Origin of the sequence: Paraburkholderia sp. SIMBA_030, assembly GCF_046535245.1 — a bacterium.
Lineage (GTDB): Bacteria > Pseudomonadota > Gammaproteobacteria > Burkholderiales > Burkholderiaceae > Paraburkholderia.
The window spans coordinates 38493-55269 of sequence record NZ_JAWRXB010000014.1 but is presented as its reverse complement, the minus strand read 5'-3'; the positions used below and the strand labels follow the sequence as shown (position 1 = coordinate 55269).

The 16777-nt window shown below is 62.9% G+C and carries 16 protein-coding genes; 10 read left to right on the top strand and 6 right to left on the bottom strand.

Annotated elements, in window-relative coordinates; translation table 11 throughout:
* Positions 1-10: 10 nt before the first annotated feature.
* Together SB772_RS23740 and pxpB are read right to left on the bottom strand one after the other, a co-directional pair.
* Positions 11-1063: a biotin-dependent carboxyltransferase family protein gene (locus SB772_RS23740; RefSeq protein ID WP_410835646.1), complete on the bottom strand. Its 1053-nt coding sequence runs from the start codon at positions 1061-1063 to the stop codon at positions 11-13.
* Positions 1060-1713, bottom strand: coding sequence for a 5-oxoprolinase subunit PxpB (gene pxpB / locus SB772_RS23735; protein ID WP_410835645.1), 654 nt, complete (start codon positions 1711-1713; stop codon positions 1060-1062). The genes SB772_RS23740 and pxpB overlap by 4 nt, the downstream gene beginning before the upstream one ends.
* Positions 1714-1918: 205 nt before the next feature.
* Here pxpB and SB772_RS23730 point away from each other — a divergent pair, with 205 nt between their 5' ends.
* Positions 1919-2431: a winged helix DNA-binding protein gene (locus SB772_RS23730; protein WP_410835644.1), complete on the top strand. Its 513-nt coding sequence runs from the start codon at positions 1919-1921 to the stop codon at positions 2429-2431.
* Positions 2432-2491: 60 nt separating this feature from the next.
* On the opposite strand, the gene SB772_RS23725 is transcribed toward SB772_RS23730, so the two are convergent.
* Positions 2492-3034 (bottom strand): 5-formyltetrahydrofolate cyclo-ligase, encoded by a 543-nt coding sequence (locus tag SB772_RS23725; RefSeq protein WP_410835643.1) that lies wholly within the window; start codon positions 3032-3034, stop codon positions 2492-2494.
* Positions 3035-3111: 77 nt separating this feature from the next.
* Between SB772_RS23725 and SB772_RS23720 the strand changes: the two genes are divergently transcribed.
* The 4 genes from SB772_RS23720 (at position 3112) to SB772_RS23705 (ending at position 8026) form a co-directional block, all read left to right on the top strand.
* Positions 3112-5079, top strand: coding sequence for a transglycosylase SLT domain-containing protein (locus SB772_RS23720; protein ID WP_410835642.1), 1968 nt, complete (start codon positions 3112-3114; stop codon positions 5077-5079).
* Positions 5080-5159: 80 nt separating this feature from the next.
* Positions 5160-6113 carry a complex I NDUFA9 subunit family protein gene (locus SB772_RS23715; RefSeq protein ID WP_410835641.1) on the top strand — a complete coding sequence of 318 codons (954 nt, stop codon included), beginning with the start codon at positions 5160-5162 and terminating at the stop codon, positions 6111-6113.
* Positions 6114-6143: 30 nt separating this feature from the next.
* Positions 6144-6797, top strand: coding sequence for a glutathione S-transferase family protein (locus tag SB772_RS23710; RefSeq protein ID WP_410835640.1), 654 nt, complete (start codon positions 6144-6146; stop codon positions 6795-6797).
* Positions 6794-8026, top strand: a complete 1233-nt coding sequence (locus SB772_RS23705; RefSeq protein WP_410835639.1) for a multifunctional CCA addition/repair protein — start codon at positions 6794-6796, stop codon at positions 8024-8026. The genes SB772_RS23710 and SB772_RS23705 overlap by 4 nt, the downstream gene beginning before the upstream one ends.
* Positions 8027-8116: 90 nt before the next feature.
* Here the strand turns inward: SB772_RS23705 and SB772_RS23700 are convergent, their stop codons facing one another.
* Both SB772_RS23700 and SB772_RS23695 read right to left on the bottom strand, forming a co-directional pair.
* Complete coding sequence (locus SB772_RS23700) at positions 8117-8311, bottom strand: DUF2905 domain-containing protein (RefSeq protein ID WP_410835638.1); 195 nt, start codon at positions 8309-8311, stop codon at positions 8117-8119.
* Between the two features lie 22 nt (positions 8312-8333).
* Positions 8334-9524 carry a class I SAM-dependent methyltransferase gene (locus SB772_RS23695; protein ID WP_410835637.1) on the bottom strand — a complete coding sequence of 397 codons (1191 nt, stop codon included), beginning with the start codon at positions 9522-9524 and terminating at the stop codon, positions 8334-8336.
* 13 nt (positions 9525-9537) lie between these two features.
* Between SB772_RS23695 and SB772_RS23690 the strand changes: the two genes are divergently transcribed.
* The 5 genes from SB772_RS23690 (at position 9538) to glmS (ending at position 15245) form a co-directional block, all read left to right on the top strand.
* Positions 9538-10356: an SDR family oxidoreductase gene (locus tag SB772_RS23690; RefSeq protein WP_410835636.1), complete on the top strand. Its 819-nt coding sequence runs from the start codon at positions 9538-9540 to the stop codon at positions 10354-10356.
* A gap of 89 nt (positions 10357-10445) precedes the next feature.
* Complete coding sequence (locus SB772_RS23685) at positions 10446-10841, top strand: dihydroneopterin aldolase (protein ID WP_410835635.1); 396 nt, start codon at positions 10446-10448, stop codon at positions 10839-10841.
* Between the two features lie 3 nt (positions 10842-10844).
* On the top strand, positions 10845-11861 hold the full coding sequence (ttcA, locus tag SB772_RS23680; protein WP_410835634.1) for a tRNA 2-thiocytidine(32) synthetase TtcA: 1017 nt from the start codon (positions 10845-10847) through the stop codon (positions 11859-11861).
* 145 nt (positions 11862-12006) lie between these two features.
* The gene (glmU, locus tag SB772_RS23675) at positions 12007-13368 is read left to right on the top strand and encodes a bifunctional UDP-N-acetylglucosamine diphosphorylase/glucosamine-1-phosphate N-acetyltransferase GlmU (RefSeq protein ID WP_410835633.1); all 1362 of its coding nucleotides are present in this window, start codon (positions 12007-12009) and stop codon (positions 13366-13368) included.
* Between the two features lie 59 nt (positions 13369-13427).
* Entirely contained in the window at positions 13428-15245 is a 1818-nt protein-coding gene (gene glmS, locus SB772_RS23670; RefSeq protein WP_410835632.1) for a glutamine--fructose-6-phosphate transaminase (isomerizing), read from the top strand.
* Between the two features lie 264 nt (positions 15246-15509).
* On the opposite strand, the gene SB772_RS23665 is transcribed toward glmS, so the two are convergent.
* Positions 15510-16547: a GSU2403 family nucleotidyltransferase fold protein gene (locus tag SB772_RS23665; RefSeq protein WP_410835631.1), complete on the bottom strand. Its 1038-nt coding sequence runs from the start codon at positions 16545-16547 to the stop codon at positions 15510-15512.
* Positions 16548-16777 lie beyond the last annotated feature (230 nt).

The window sequence follows — 16777 nt, the reverse complement described above, 5'->3', positions numbered from 1 at the left end:
CTGCTCCGTATTACAGCGCTGCGACGGCCAACTGGCGCGCGCAGCGTTCTTCATGCATGGCGATCGCGGCGTCGATCTGCCGCAGATACGTGCGTTCTTCCAATAGCGCCTGACGCGCCTCATACGGCGTTGTCGGGATGAAACGAACGGCGGCGTTCAGGCGCACCTGGGCGAGCTTCCACAGATCGGCCTGGATCACCGCGCCGATCTTCGGATAACCGCCGGTGGTTTGCGCGTCGCTCATCAGCACGATCGGCTGGCCGTTGGGCGGGACCTGGATCGTGCCCGGCAGCACCGCGTGCGACAGCAGATCGGTTTTGCGGGTGCGCTTCAGTTCAGTGCCCGCGAGGCGGTAGCCCATGCGGTTGCTGTTCGGCGTGACGAGCCATTCGGTGGACCAGAAGCTTTCCTGAGCGTCGGGCGTGAAGCTGTCGTATTCCGGTCCTTGCAGCACGCGGATCGGCACGGCCCACGGCACGCCCGACGGATGCCGGCCGCGCCGCGCCGGCTCGTGAACCAGTGCGAACTTGCACCATGCGGGCGCCTTCACGCCGAACTCCGGCGCCTCGGGGCTGAAGCCGAGCTGGCCGCGCTGCGGCGGCGCGCCGACCGGCAGACGATCGCCGTCACGCAGCGCCCGGCCGCCGAGTCCGCCGAAATGGCTGGTGAGATCGGTGCTGCGCGAGCCGAGCACCGGCAAAACGTCGATGCCGCCGGCAATGCAGACATAGCCGCGCATGCCGCGCCTGGCCGCGTGCAGCACCAGCTCCTGGCCTGCTTGCGCCGGCAGGCTCCACCACGAGTAAACCGGCTTGCCGTCGAGCGTCGCGCCGAATTCCGTGCCGGTGATCGCCACCCGTGTGGCGCGCAGAAAACGCAGCACGGTGGGGCCAAAGGTGATTTCCAGGCCGGCGGCATCGGGCCGGTTGCCGACCAGCCGGTTGCCGACTTCGAGCGCCAGGCGGTCGAGCGCACCACCCATCGCGACACCGAGATGCCGGTGGCCGTGACGGCCGAGATCCTGAATCGTAGTCAGCAGACCCGCGCGAATCACATCGATCATGCGTGTATCCCCGCGATGGTGAAGCGCACCCGGTCGCCCGGTTGCAACAGCGTGGCCGGGCGGCGCGCCGGATCGAACAGCGGCAATTCGGTGCGGCCGATCAACTGCCAGCCGCCGGGCGAGGTGGCCGGATAGATGCCGGTCTGCTCGCCGCCGATGCCGACCGAACCCGCCGGCACTTCGAGCCGCGGCGACGAACGGCGCGGCGTGTGCAGCGCCGCATCGAGCCCGCCCAGATAGGCGAAACCCGGTTGGAAGCCGAGGAAGAACACCACGTATTCGCCTGCCGAATGACGCTGCACGACGTCCCGCACCGTCAAGCCGGTGTGATTGGCGACCACTTGCAGATCGGGGCCGAATTCACCGCCGTACTGCACCGGGATCTCGACTTCGCGGCCCGGCGCGGGCGCATCGCCTACCGCCTCCCAGGCGGCTCGCAACTGGCCGGCGAGCGTCTCGGGGTCGGCTTCGAGCGGATCGAAGACGAGCGTCAGGTTGTTCATACCCGGCACGACCTCCAGCACATGCGGCCAGTCGCGCGCAGCCTCGGCGGCCGCCCACACGCGCCGCTGGCATTCCAGTGTCGCAGGCGGCAACGCCTCGCAGACGAGCGCGGTATCGCCGAGCGGAAAGATTCTTGGTTGGCTCATCGGTTGCCGGCCCAGGTCGAGTTGGAGAATTCGGGCACGTCGCCCCTATGGATAGTTATCGGCATCGGGTGCACGATGTTTGAAGCGTACATTATCAATAAAATATCAACAATTTCTCAATAAGAGTTTTTGCCAGGCTCCCGGGAATCGGCGGCTCGTCGTACACTCCCGACACCTTCCCATCCTGTTTTCGAGAATCTTCACCATGTCGCGCCACCCCACCAAGATCGTCTCCTCGGAACACCTCGTGTCCGAGACGAGCGCGGAACTGTCCGAGCTGGAGTACGCGCTCATCATGGCGGGCAATGCATTCAACCGCTGGATGGTGCGCTGCATGTCGGCCGCCGGCGATAAGGACATGACCGCCATCGAAGTTTCGCTGCTGCACCACGTCAGCCATCGCGAGCGCCGCAAGAAACTGGCGGACATCTGCTTCGTGCTGAACATCGAAGACACGCACGTCGCCACCTACGCGTTGAAGAAGCTCGTAGCTAGAGGGTATGTAAAAAGCGAAAAGACCGGCAAGGAAGTGTTTTTCTCGGCGACCGGTGTGGGCCGCGAACTCTGCCTGAAGTATCGTGAAGTGCGCGAAAGCTGCCTGATCTCGACGCTGAAGGAAAGCGGCTTGACCAATGAGCAGATCGGCGAGGCTGCGCAGTTGATGCGCAACGCGTCAGGGCTGTACGACACGGCCGCGCGGGCGGCGGCGTCTTTATAACGGTTTTCGCTGCTGCGTCTGGGCGCGGGTGCGGGGGGCGCACGGCGAACGCTTGACCGTTTAATTCGCCGCGCGTGCATAGAGGCCCGCTTCGGTCACGACCAGATCGAGCGGGATGTCATGGGCCTCGCGTTGCAGCGCTTCGGTGCGGCACGCTTCATAGGCGATGCCGACCGTGACCGGCTTCGTCGGACCCGGCCACGCGGCCAGCGTGCGGTCGTAATAGCCAGCGCCGTAACCCAACCGGTAACCGGCTTCGTCGAAGCCGACGCAAGGAACGAACAGCAGATCGGGAATCACGACACGCCCCGAAGTCGGCTCAGCGATCTTGTGATGGCCGATTTTCATCGGCGTATCGGGCGTCCATGCGTGGAATTCGAGTGGCGCGCCGCGGTCTTTGACGACCGGCAAACTCGCTTCGCGTGGTGCGCCCGCCGCAAGCCAGACCGCGATCGCGGCGCGTGCGTCGAACTCGCCCGCCAGCGGCCAGTAAAACCCCACGCCGTTCACGTTGTAGCGTTTGAGCGCATCGAGTACGCGGCGGCTCAGCGCGACATTGCGCGCGGGCTCGGAAGCCGCTTGCAGCCTTGCTTCCAATAGCATTCGACGCAGCGCCTTTTTCGATTGCGCGACAGGGTTGCATGCTATGCTTGGGTTCAATTCGCGCTCCAGAAACAACGATGTCAAAACGCCTTTACCGAGTATATCGCGCGGCCGGTCTGGCGCTTGCCGCCGCGGCGCTCGTCGCGTGCAGCACAGCTTCCGCCGTCAAGCCCGTTCCCCTTTCGCAACTCTCGAACGACGACCAGATCTTCGTCCAGCTTCGCGAGGCCGCCCGCAATAACGATGCGGCGCGCGCAGCGCAGTTGGCGAGCATGATCCCGAGCTATCCGGCGCCGTCATATCTGGAGTATTTCCAGATCAAGCCGCAGCTGTTCGATTCCACCGGCCATGCGCGAGTCGACGCGTCCGATGAGCCGGTGCTGGCATTCTTGCAGAAGTACGACGGCCAGGCGATCGCCGACCGCCTGCGCAACGACTACCTCACCGTGCTCGGCACGCGCCACGACTGGCGCAACTTCGATCAGCAATACGCGCGCTTCGTGCTGAACGACGACACGCAAGTGAAGTGCTACGCGCTCGAATCGCGCGCCTCGCGTGGCGAGAATGTCGCCGAGGCGGCGCGTGCGCTGCTGGTCGATCCGAAAGTGTATGGCGACGGCTGCGTCGATCTGATCACGGCGCTGGCAGCCAACCAGCAATTCAATGCTGACGACGTGTGGCAGCAGATCCGTCTCGCCTACGAGCAGAACTACACGAATACCGGCAGCAAGCTCGTCGACGCGCTCGGCAATCAGGCGCCCGATCCGGTGCTGTTCGGTCAGGCCACGAGCACGCCGCCGCTGTTGCTGGCGCGCGGTGTCGGCCCCGATTCGCAGTCGCATCAACTCGCGTTGCTGGCGATCACGCGGATGGCGCGCAACGACCCGGCCATGGCGGCGGCCACATTCGCGTCGGTGGCGCCGTCGCTGAGTTCGCCCGAGCGTGCGATCGGCTGGGGCACGATTGCCTATCAGGCTGCTGCGAGGCAGATGCCGGGCGCGGTCGACTGGTATCGGCTGTCGGCGAATGCGCCGCTGTCGAATCCCGCGTACGAATGGCGCACCCGTACCGCGCTGCTCGCGGGCGACTGGACGATGGTGCGCTGGTCGACGGAACAGATGCCGGCGCCGCTGCGCAATCAGCCGTCGTGGGTGTATTGGCATGCGCGGGCGCTGAAGCAGGGCGGCGACACGACACAGGCAAACCAGGAATTCGAATCGATTTCTCAGGGCTTCAATTTCTACGGCCAGCTTGCCGCGGAAGAACTTGGCCAGAAGATCACGGTGCCGCCGAAAACCGGCGTGACCGATGCCGAAGTCCAGCAGGCGGGCACTACGTCGGGTTTCGATCTGGCGCAGCGTTTCTATGGGCTGAATCTGCGGCTCGAAGGCAATCGTGAATGGAACTGGCCGCTGCGCAATATGAGCGACCGGCAACTGCTCGCCGTCGCCGAATACGCGCGCCGTATCCAGCTGTATGACCGCACCGTCAACACGGCGGACCGCACGAAGAGCGAACACGATTTCTCGCTGCGCTATCTGTCGCCGTTCCGCGATATCGTCGAGCGCGATTCGCAGTCGAATGGGCTCGATATCGAATGGGCGTATGGGCTGATTCGCCAGGAATCGCGCTTCATCATGAACGCGCGCTCGGAAGTCGGCGCGAGCGGCTTGATGCAGTTGATGCCGGGCACCGCGCAACTGGTCGCGAAGAAGATCGGCCTCGGTCCGATTTCGCACGAGCAGATGAACGATATCAACACCAACATCCTGCTCGGCACCAACTATTTGTCGATGATCTACAATCAGTTCGACGGATCCGCCGTGCTGGCAACCGCCGGCTACAACGCCGGGCCGGGCCGTCCGCGCAACTGGCGGGAGTCGTTGCAGCGCCCGGTGGAAGGCGCGATTTTCGCCGAGGCGATTCCATTCCAGGAAACGCGCGACTACGTTAAGAATGTGCTGTCCAACACGGTCTACTACGCGGCATTGTTCGAAGGCCGTCCGCAATCGCTGAAGGCGCGTCTGGGTTACATCGCACCGTAAGCGCCGTGCCGCCGCCGCATCCTTCGATGCGGCGGCGCGCCACGCCAGCCGTTGCCGCGGCTTCCACCAGGGAGTCGAAAATGCGACATCAAGCCATTGCGATCATCGGCGGCTCCGGTTTTATCGGCAGCCATCTCGTCAACGCCCTAGTCGAAATGGGCAAAGACGTGCGCATCGCCACCCGTCGGCGCTACAACGCCCGCCATCTCACACTGCTGCCCATCGATGTGATCGAAACCGACGTGTTCGATCCGGTGCAACTCGCGCGTTTTGTCGAGAATGCCGATGCCGTGATCAACCTGGTCGGCACGTTGCATGGCAAACGCGGCAAGCCGTACGGCCCTGAGTTCGCGAGGGCGCACGTCGAGCTGCCGACCAGAATCGTCGCGGCCTGTGAAGGCAAAGGCGTGCATCGGCTGATTCATCTCAGCGCGCTCGGCGCCGACATGAATGGGCCGAGCATGTACTCGCGTTCGAAGGGCGACGGCGAAAAGGCCGTGCATGCGGCCAACGTGGCGTGGACGATTTTCCGGCCATCCGTGGTGTTCGGCCCGGAAGACGAATTCCTCAACAAGTTCGCCTTCCTGCAGCGCGTCTTTCCGATCATTCCGCTTGCGATGCCCGATGCGAAGTTCCAGCCGGTGTACGTCGGCGACGTTGCCCAAGCGATCGTCAATGTGCTCGATCTCGATGCGGCCGGCGGCCGTACCTACGAGCTGGGCGGCCCCACCGTCTACGCGCTCGAAGACCTTGTCAAGTTTTGCGGCGACGCGATCGGCCGCCATGCGCGAATCATCCGTCTGCCGGACGCACTCGCGCGCTTGCAGGCGTTGACGTTTGAAATGGCACCCGGCGAACCGGTCATCTCGCGCGACAATCTCGATTCGATGAAAGTCGATAATGTGATGAGCGGGCCGATTGCGCCTGAACTGGGCATCGAGCCGGCCAGCATCGAGACGATCGCGCCGGTGTATTTGACTGGCGCGTCGGCGCGCTCGCGCTTCAACTCGTTTCGCGCGAACGCGGGACGTTGAACCTTTTTCCCCTTTCCATTGATGCCAGGCATGAAACTGATTATCGGTGACAAGAACTATTCGTCATGGTCGATGCGTCCGTGGCTGCTGCTGAAGCATTTCGGCATTCCCTTTGAAGAAGTGTTGATCCACCTGGGCGAGCCTGGCACGAAGGCCGCCATTCTGGCTCACGCGCCGACCGGTGCGGGCAAGGTGCCGTGTCTGGTCGATGATGACGGGCTGCCCATCTGGGACTCGCTCGCGATCGCCGAGGCGCTGGCTGAGCGCTTCCCCCAGCACGCACTATGGCCTCGCGATGCGGCGGCGCGGGCACGCGCACGCAGCATCAGCGCCGAGATGCATTCGGGCTTCGGTGAATTGCGCTCGAACATGTGGATGAACATTCGCGCGTCGTTTCCGGGCAAGAATGCGACGCCGGGCGCGCTGGCCGACATCGCCCGCATCGACGCGCTCTGGCGCGAGTGCCTCGACGCACACGGCGGCCCGTTCCTGTTCGGCGAATTCAGCATTGCGGACGCGATGTACGCACCGGTCGTGATGCGCTTTAACACGTGGCAACCGGCGCTATCGGAAGCCGCCGCGGCTTATGTCCGTCGAATCACGACGTTGCCGGCCGTGAAGGCGTGGATCGGCGACGCGCTATGCGAAACGCACGCTATTCCCTATCAAGACGTATGCCCATGAAAATCTACGCGGTAGGTGGGGCGATTCGCGACGAGTTGTTGGGCGTACCCGTGCAGGACCGCGATTACGTGGTGGTCGGCGCGACGCCCGAGCAGATGGCGGCGCAAGGCTATCGGCCGGTCGGCAAGGACTTCCCGGTGTTTTTGCATCCGCAGACGCACGAGGAATACGCGCTCGCGCGCACCGAGCGCAAGACGGCGGCGGGCTATCACGGCTTCCAGTTCTTCTACGCGCCCGACGTCACGCTTGAAGAAGACCTTGCACGCCGCGACTTGACGATCAACGCGATGGCGCGCGAGGTGCGGCCGGACGGCGAGTTGACCGGACCGGTGATCGACCCGTTCAACGGCCAGGCCGATTTGCAGGCGCGGCTGTTCCGTCATGTCAGCGATGCGTTTCTTGAGGATCCTGTGCGGATTTTGCGGATCGCGCGGTTCGCGGCGCGGTTTGTCGATTTCACCGTGGCGCCCGAGACGATGGCACTGATGCGCAAGATGGTCGCCGATGGTGAAGTGGATGCGCTGGTGGCCGAGCGCGTGTGGCAGGAAGTGTCGCGCGGCTTGATGGAGAAGAAGCCTTCGCGGATGTTCGACGTGCTGCGCGAGTGCGGTGCGTTGGCGCGGATTCTGCCGGAGATCGACGCGTTGTTCGGCGTGCCGCAGCGGGCCGATTATCACCCTGAGATCGATACGGGCGTGCACGTGATGATGGTGGTCGATCATGCTGCGCAGCAGGGATATGCGTTGACGGTCCGGTTTGCTGCGCTTACACACGATCTGGGTAAGGCGACGACGCCGGAAGATGTGTTGCCGCGGCATATCGGGCATGAGGGGCGCAGTGTGGATTTACTGAAGCCTTTATGCGAGCGGCTGCGGGTGCCCAATGAGTGTCGCGATCTGGCGCTGCTGGTCGCGCGGGAGCATGGGAATATCCATCGTGTGACGGAGATGAGCGCGGCCGCGCTGGTGAGGTTGCTCGAGCGCAGCGATGCTATTCGGAAACCTGCGAGGTTCGCGGAAGCCTTGCAGGCTTGTGAGGCCGATGCCCGTGGCAGGCTGGGGTTCGAGATGCGGGCGTATCCGCAGGCTGAGCGATTGCGAATTGCGCTTCTGGCTGCGCGTGCGGTTGATGCCGGCGCCGTGGCCAAGCGGCTTGTTGACTCGCCGGCCGGGATTAAAGATGCCGTGCATCAGGAGAGAGTTCGGGCTGTTGAAATGGCCATTACCTGAATTTTTTTGCCCTTCTGGCGGTTCTGCTTTTTGCCTGCGCGACCAACGCCGCAGGCATAACAACCCATACCGCCGCCCAAGCCAAAGCCCCTACAAAACCTTGGCAAGAAGCGACAAAACAATCGACAAAACAAGCGTAGACATAAAAGGAAAAGGATACTCGCGCCCGAATAATCGCAAAGTCACATCACCGGGCATCCGCCCAATCCCGATCTTCCTGAGCCACGGCCAGCAGGCCGACAACACCGCCACGGCAATAAACGTAGTCAACAGCCAGCGGATCATCGCGAATCCTCAAGCAAAAAAATCAAAGCGTATGTGACCGGTCGCCACTCGAAAAAGCCATCAGCGTGTCATCCAGCCCACGCGAAAACGCAATCACCTTGAACAGCTCCCCCATCTCCGCCTCGGACAGCAACTTCTGCACCGCATTCGCCGCAGGCAAAAAACGCGTCGTATCTGAAGGATCGATCTCCGATAACGCCTCGGTAATCCCGGCATTCAACAAAAACCGTGCTTGCGAAGTAAACCCCAGCAAATCCGCCCCAGCTTCAACCCCGGCTTCGGCGATTCCGGTAAATTCCACGTGCGCGGTAATGTCCTGCAAGCCAGGATAAACAAACGGATCACCATGCGCCCGGTGCCGGTAATGACACATCAACGTGCCCTGCGCACGCTGTGCATGGTAGTACTCGTGACGCGGAAATCCATAATCGATGAAAAAGGCCGCGCCGCGCGTCAGCATCGTGCAAATGGTTCGCGTGAAAGCCGACGCCGCTTCGTGCGTCTCTGTCACGTAATCGTCGCCGGCAGTTTCGATCCCGGCGAGAAACGCGACGTCCGTAGCCGCGGAAACAGGACGGTCGCCGAAGGCAAAAGCCTCATCGCGCCAAACCACGCCGCGCTCGTGCCAGGCGCCGCCGGTAAAAGCAAACAGCCGCACCGGCATCGCGTCCAGCACCTCGTTGCCGATCACCACGCCCTCGAACCGCTCAGGCAACGCGTCGAGCCAGCGCACCTTCGCGGCCAGCGCCGGCGCGACGGCTTCGATCGTTTCGCGTTGGCGCTCACGCAATTCGCCCGACAGGTCCACGATCGAGTAGCGATCGAACGCGACGCCCAGCGCGTCGAACGCGTTCAGCAACCCGGCGGCCAGTTTGCCCGTACCGGCGCCGAATTCCATCACGTCACGCGTGCCGCTCGCCTGCAAGGCTTCGGCGAGCGGGCGTGCCAAAGTCGTTGCAAACAGCGGCGACAGTTCCGGCGCGGTGACGAAGTCGCTGCCATCGTCGGCGCGGCGGCCGAATTTGCGGGCGCCGCCGCTGTAATAACCGAGCCCCGGCGCGTACAGCGCGCGCTCCATGTAGCGGTCGAACGGCAGCCAGCCGCCGGCGGCTTCGAGTTCCGCGCGGATCTGCGCGACCAGCGCTTCGGACTGCGCAAGCGCGCTCGTGCCGGGAGCAGGTAAACTATCAGGTTGGTGAGCTTTCGGATTCATCCCCGCATTGTAAATGACCGCCTCTTTCGACACCGCCGCCGCCCGCGCGCCTGAAACGCCGCGCGTCGTGCTGATTACCGGCGCCGCCCGGCGCATCGGCCGGGCGCTCGCGCTCGGCTTTGCCGCGCGCGGCTGGGACGTGGCGGTCCACTACGGCGCGTCGCGCGTGGAGGCCGACGAAGTGGTCGCGGAAATCGTCGCGCAGGGCCGGCGGGCGGTCGCATTGCACGCGGAACTGGCCGACGAGGCTCAGGTCGAGCGGCTGCTGCCGGACTGTATCGCCGCGCTGGGCCGCCCGATGTGTATCGTCAACAATGCGTCGAGCTTCGAAGAAGACACGGCGCAGGACGTCGGCTACGAGCGTCTCCTGAAGCTGACGGCGATCAATCTCGGCGCGCCGCTCGTGCTGGCGCGTATGCTGTTCGAGGCGACGCCCGAGGCGGCGCGCGCCGACGAAAGCCAGCGCGGCGTCGTGATCAATGTGCTGGATCAGAAGCTGTACAACATGAACCCGGATTACCTGTCGTACACGCTGTCGAAGGCGGCGTTGCAGACGGCGACGGTTGCGCTCGCGCAGGCGTTGGCGCCGAAACTGCGTGTGGTCGGGCTCGCGCCCGGCCTGACAATGCAATCCGGCGATCAGACCCCGGCCAGTTTTGCAGAAGCTCACCGTACGACGCCTTTGGGCCGTGCGTCGCGGCCGGAGGATATTGTCGCCGCCGCGCTGTATCTCGCCGATGCAGCGGGCGTCACCGGAACGACGCTGGTGGTCGACGGCGGGCAGCACCTCGTGTCGCTGCCGCGCGACGTAATGTTTTTGACGGGCGCCTGAAGCGTGCGCAGCCTGCCGATAATGGCGGTTGCCCCGCTGTGAAGCATCCCCCTTGCGTGCCCCGCACGCTTTTTTCGACTGGAACGAACATGTTTGCCGCTCTTTCGCATCCCCGGCTCGCCGATTGCCGCCGGCTCTTTCTGCGCAATTACGAAGTGCACATCAACATCGGCGTGCACGACTTCGAAAAGCGCGGCGAACAGCGCGTCGTGATCAACGTCGAACTGTTCGTGCCGCTCGCGCTGTCCACGCCGCTCGAAGACAAGCTGCGCGAAGTCGTCGACTACGATTTCATGCGTTCGACCATCGCGCGCCGCGTCGAGCAAGGGCATATCCACTTGCAGGAAACGCTCTGCGACGACCTCGTCAAGACGATGCTCGACCATCCGCAAGTGCGAGCGGCGCGTGTATCGACCGAAAAGCCGGACGTCTATCCTGACTGCGACGCGGTGGGCGTCGAAGTCTTCCGTATCAAAGAGGATTGAGCCATGAATGCTCAGGAACTCCTGAACGACAACGACAGCGCGGCGGCACAAGCCACTGACGTTGCGCAAGCCGCCGCGCACGCCCCGGCGGGCAAAACGCCGCTCACGCGCCGCGAGCAGAAAGAAGCGTACGAGAACAACAAGCTGTTCAAGCGGTTAGCGCGCCAGGTCGGCGAGGCGATCGGCGACTTCAACATGATCGAGGATGGCGACAAGGTGATGGTCTGCCTGTCGGGCGGCAAGGATAGCTACGCAATGCTCGACATCCTGATGCGGCTGCGCGAACGCGCGCCGATCAACTTCGACATCGTCGCGGTGAATCTCGACCAGAAGCAGCCCGGCTTTCCGGAGCATGTGCTGCCAGAGTACCTGAAGCAACTCGACATTCCGTTTCACATCGAGAACCAGGACACGTACAGCATCGTCAAACGGCTGGTGCCGGAGGGCAAGACCACCTGTTCGCTGTGTTCGCGGCTGCGCCGCGGCATCCTGTACCGCGTCGCCGGCGAGCTCGGGGCGACCAAGATCGCGCTCGGCCATCATCGCGACGACATCCTGCAAACGCTGCTGCTCAACCTGTTCTACGGCGGCAAGCTGAAGGGCATGCCGCCCAAGCTGCAATCGGACGACGGCAAGAACATCGTGATCCGGCCGCTTGCCTACGTGAAAGAGACCGATCTGGAAAAGTACGCGGAGCTGCGCGAATTTCCGATCATTCCGTGCAATCTGTGCGGCAGCCAGCCGAACCTGAAGCGCGCGGAAATGAAGGCGCTGATTCGCGATTGGGAGAAGCGTTTCCCGGGCCGCGTCGAGAACATGTTCAATGCGTTGTCGAACATCGTGCCGTCGCATCTGATGGATCACAAGCTGTTCCCGTTTGCCGGTCTGCGCGCGAGCGGCGAGGCCGACCCGCAAGGCGATATCGCGTTCGACGAAGAACCGTGCTCGACCGATACCGGCGACGGCGCAACACTCAACAGCGCGAAGCCGATCTCGATCGTCCAGTTCGACGATCTTTGAGCGGCTCGCAATAGCTCGGAAACCGCAGCCCGGAAACCGCGTGTTTCCGGCTATTTCAGCCTGTAACAAGGCCCTGCCGGCGGCCTTGCCGTCAGAAGCTGCATGATAGAATTGCCGGCTCCAAACTCGTCTCTTTGCCGACGCCATGAACATCGTGATTTTGGCGGCAGGCACCGGTAAGCGCATGCGGTCCGCGCTTCCCAAGGTGCTCCATCCTCTGGCTGGCCGGCCACTCCTCGCTCACGTTATCGATACCGCTCGCACGCTCAAGCCCACGCGTCTGGTCGTGGTGATCGGCCATGGCGCCGAAGCGGTGCGTCAAGCCGTGGCGGCGCCGGACGTCCAGTTCGCCGTGCAGGAGCAACAGCTCGGCACCGGCCACGCGGTGCAGCAGGCGCTGCCGCTACTCGATCCTGCCTTGCCCACGCTCGTGCTGTACGGCGACGTGCCGCTGACCCGCGCCAGCACGCTGCAGGCGCTGACCGACCGTGCGAGGCAGGGCGGCTATGGCGTTCTCACCGTGACGCTCGACGACCCGAGCGGCTATGGCCGTATCGTGCGCGACGCGCAGGGCAAGGTCTCGCGCATCGTCGAACAGAAAGATGCGACGCCTGAACAACTGGGCATCGCCGAAATCAACACCGGCATCATCGTCGCGCCGACCGGGCGCCTCGGCGGCTGGCTCGCTTCGCTGAAGAACGACAACGCGCAAGGCGAGTTCTACCTGACCGATGCTGTCGAACTGGCAATCGAGGCAGGGCTTGAAGTCGTGACCACGCAGCCGGACGAAGCGTGGGAAACGCTCGGCGTGAACAGCAAGCAGCAGCTTGCCGAACTCGAACGGATTCATCAGCACAACGTCGCCGATGCGTTGCTGGTCGCGGGCGTCACGCTTGCCGATCCGGCGCGGCTCGACGTGCGCGGCACGCTCGAATGCGGGCGCGACGTGTCGATCGACGTCAACTGCGTGTTCGAAGGCCGCGTGACGCTGGCCGACAACGTGACGATCGGGCCCAACTGCGTGATCCGCAACGCGACCATCGGAGCCGGGACGCGCGTCGATGCGTTCACGCATATAGAGGGCGCCGAAGTCGGCGCGAACGTCGTGCTCGGGCCGTATGCGCGGCTGCGTCCTGGCGCGTCGTTGCAGGACGAATCGCACGTCGGCAATTTCGTCGAGGTGAAAAACGCGGTGCTCGGTCACGGTTCGAAGGCGAATCACCTGACCTACATCGGCGACGCGGATATCGGCGCGCGCGTGAATATTGGCGCAGGGACCATCACCTGTAATTACGACGGCGCAAATAAATTCCGCACGATCATCGAAGACGACGTGTTCGTCGGCTCCGATACGCAACTCGTCGCGCCGGTGCGCGTGAAGCGTGGCGTGACGATCGCTGCGGGCACGACCGTCTGGAAGGACGTCGAAGAAGACATGCTGGTCCTGAACGACAAGACGCAAACAAGCAAGACGGGCTATGCACGCCCGACTAAAAAGAAAAGCTGATGGGCATGCCGCGCGTGAGGCGCGCTCCTTGAAACCCAGCACTGAAAAGGAATTAAGCCATGTGTGGCATTGTCGGCGCGGTTGCGCAACGTAATATCGTTCCTGTCCTGATCGAAGGGCTGCGTCGCCTCGAGTATCGCGGCTACGACTCGTGCGGCGTCGCCGTGCTCGGCAACGACGGGCCGCGCCGCGCACGCAGCGTTGCGCGCGTGGCGGATCTCGACGAGCAGGTGCGCGAAAGCCGTCTTGAAGGCATCACCGGGATCGCGCACACGCGCTGGGCGACGCACGGCGCGCCGGTGACGGACAACGCGCACCCGATCTTCTCGAAAGATGCGCTAGCGTTGGTACACAACGGCATCATCGAGAACTACGAGTCATTGCGCGAAATGCTGCGGGGCAAGGGTTACGCGTTCGTGTCGCAGACCGATACAGAGGTTATTGCGCACCTGATCCACAGCCTGTATCGCGGCGACCTGTTCGCCGCCGTGCGCGAGGCCGTCGGGCAGTTGCACGGCGCGTACGCGATCGCGGTGCTGCACAAGGATCAGCCGCATACGGTGGTCGGCGCGCGGCAAGGTTCGCCGCTAGTCGTGGGTCTGGGTAACGGCGAGAACTTCCTCGCTTCGGATGCGTTGGCGCTGGCCGGCAGCACCGAACGCTTCATTTTCCTCGAGGAAGGCGACGTTTGCGAACTGTCGCTCGACGGCGTTCGCATCGCCGATCGTGACGGCAACGAAGTGCAGCGCGACGTGCGTCAGGTTGCTGCGTATGGCGGCGCGGTCGAGCTCGGCCCGTATCGCCACTTCATGCAAAAGGAAATTTTTGAGCAGCCGCGCGCGATCACCGACACGATCCCGCCAGCCGATTCGTTCGACGCTTCGCTATTCGGCGAGGGCGCGGACAAGGTGTTCGCGGACATCGATAGTCTGCTGATTCTGGCGTGCGGAACAAGCTACTACTCGGGGCTGACCGCGAAATACTGGCTCGAATCGATCGCGAAGATTCCGACCCAGGTTGAGATTGCGAGCGAGTATCGCTATCGGGAGTCGGTGCCGAATCCGAAATCGCTGGTAGTGGTGATTTCGCAGTCGGGAGAGACGGCGGATACGCTGGCCGCGCTGAAGCATGCTCAGTCGCTCGGGCATAAACATACGCTGGCGGTGTGCAACGTGGGCACGAGCGCGATGGTGCGCCAGACCGAGTTGTCGTTCCTGACGCATGCGGGGCGCGAGATCGGTGTGGCGTCGACCAAGGCGTTCACGACGCAACTGGTTGCGCTGTTCGTGCTGGCCGTGACGCTCGCGAAGCTGCGCGGGCATGTGAATGCGGCGCAGGAGGCGAACTATTTCAAGCAGTTGCGCCACTTGCCGGCCGCGTTGAATAGCGTGCTGGCGTTGGAGCCGCAGATCATCGCATGGTCGGAAGAGTTTTCGCGCAAGGAGCATGCATTGTTCCTCGGGCGTGGGTTGCATTACCCGATCGCACTTGAAGGCGCGTTGAAGCTCAAGGAGATTTCCTATATTCACGCGGAAGCGTATCCGGCCGGTGAGCTGAAGCATGGGCCGTTGGCGCTCGTGACGGAAGCGATGCCGGTGGTGACGGTGGCGCCGAATGACGCGCTGCTGGAAAAGCTGAAGTCGAATATTCAGGAAGTGCGGGCGCGCGGCGGTCAGCTTTATGTGTTCGCGGATGCGGATACGAAGATCGTCAATGACGAAGGCCTGCATGTGATCCGGATGCCGGAGCACTATGGCTTGCTGTCGCCGATTCTGCATGTGGTGCCGTTGCAGTTGCTGGCTTATCACACGGCTTGTGCGAGGGGCACGGATGTGGATAAGCCCAGGAATCTGGCTAAGTCGGTTACGGTGGAGTGAGGGGCGGGGCGCTGGGCGCCTGTTTCCATGTGCATAAAAGTCTGTAACTGTGCATAAAAGTTCGTATTAAACCCGACTTGTATATAAAAGTTTGTACCAACGGTGCACGGGTATAGGTAGCTGAAAAACTCTTCACCGTGCCCTGCTGCAAGAGGCTATCGACGGACACGGCGCTTTGTCTATTTGCCAGATGCGTGGCAACTGACATTGCGCCACCGCTGCTTGCCGTTTCGCAGGTCAAGTTTCTCGCGTGAATCACCCAAGCTACGCGCGAGCGCCCAAATCAGCCAGAAAATCTCGGGCGCGCTCCGACAAGCTGGGGGCAAGATTCAGGACCCGGGTGGCCGCCATGGCAACCCGGGGACGCGCGCTCTCCTCCAGATCGTTGGCAGCTGTCGTCAACCAGTCTGGAAACTTGTCTGTCAGCGCGTCAACCAGCACTGCGGCCTGCCGTCGGTCCTTATCCGCTTTGAGTGCGCGCGACGGGTCGCGAAGCGTGCTGACGATTAGCTTGTGAAGAGCAAACCTCGCGGGGTCCGGCAGCATCACTGGGACGACGTGTTCCTTGCCGAGGATAAAACCGCGCGCCGGGCTTGATACCAGATACTTAAAGTACGGAAGCCCCGTTGCGTGTGCGCGCAACTGGGGCAAGGCCTTCGTCTCGTACGCCTCGGTACCCGGCACGAGCAGGTCCACCTTGAGGGGCTGTCCTCGAGCCTTGAACGAGGTTGGGGGCTTTCGTGAGTCCAGCTCCGGCACCTCTAGAAAGGGGATACTGCTGTCACGCAGGATGTCGAGAAAGCTACGGTCTTCCGGGATGGCCACCGAAATTGTCCCCGTGCTGCCGTTGTCGATATCCTCGGTCCTGTAGTTTGCAGGCAGACGAACGCCGAGGCTGTTCAGGAGCGCGCCAAATGCGTGGGAGCCGACGAGCACTCCGCCGTGGCTGAAGATGCTGGCGTTAAAGAGCGTTGCGAGGGTTAGCGCCGAAGAATTGTCGGCAGCAGCAAAACCCGCCTTGCGCAGAACCTGGACATCGGTGGCAAGCACGCGCATCTCCGTGCTCTCCAGTAGTTTCGCCTCGAGCGCAGCGTCGGTGGCAGCTTCTCCCGCGCGGCCCAGTGAGGTTTCCTTGTGCTTTCCTGACGCCAGATAAACCCGCCAGTAGATGTACGTTTTCCCGTCGACGGTCTTCCGCGCAGCGGAGCCCGGAGAATGCAGCGGGATGTGTGGTTGCGTGCTGGCGCGCTCGGTGACAGAGGAATACAGCGTTTGCAGTGCGTCGTTATGGAAGCTGGCCATGGCTAAGAACCCTTTATACCCTATGATTACATATTAGGGTATAAAGGCCGCGCCCGTCAAATTTATACCTTGATATCGCATTGCGAGGGATAATTTCACCCGGCTTGCGAGTCAGGAGATGCCTTCGGCGGCGTGTGACTATCGCGAGCGGGGTGAGGTTCGCGCCAAGCCAACCAAATCAGAGAAAATATGTTGATGTCCGCATCGGAAGGCTACAGAAAGCAATTCCT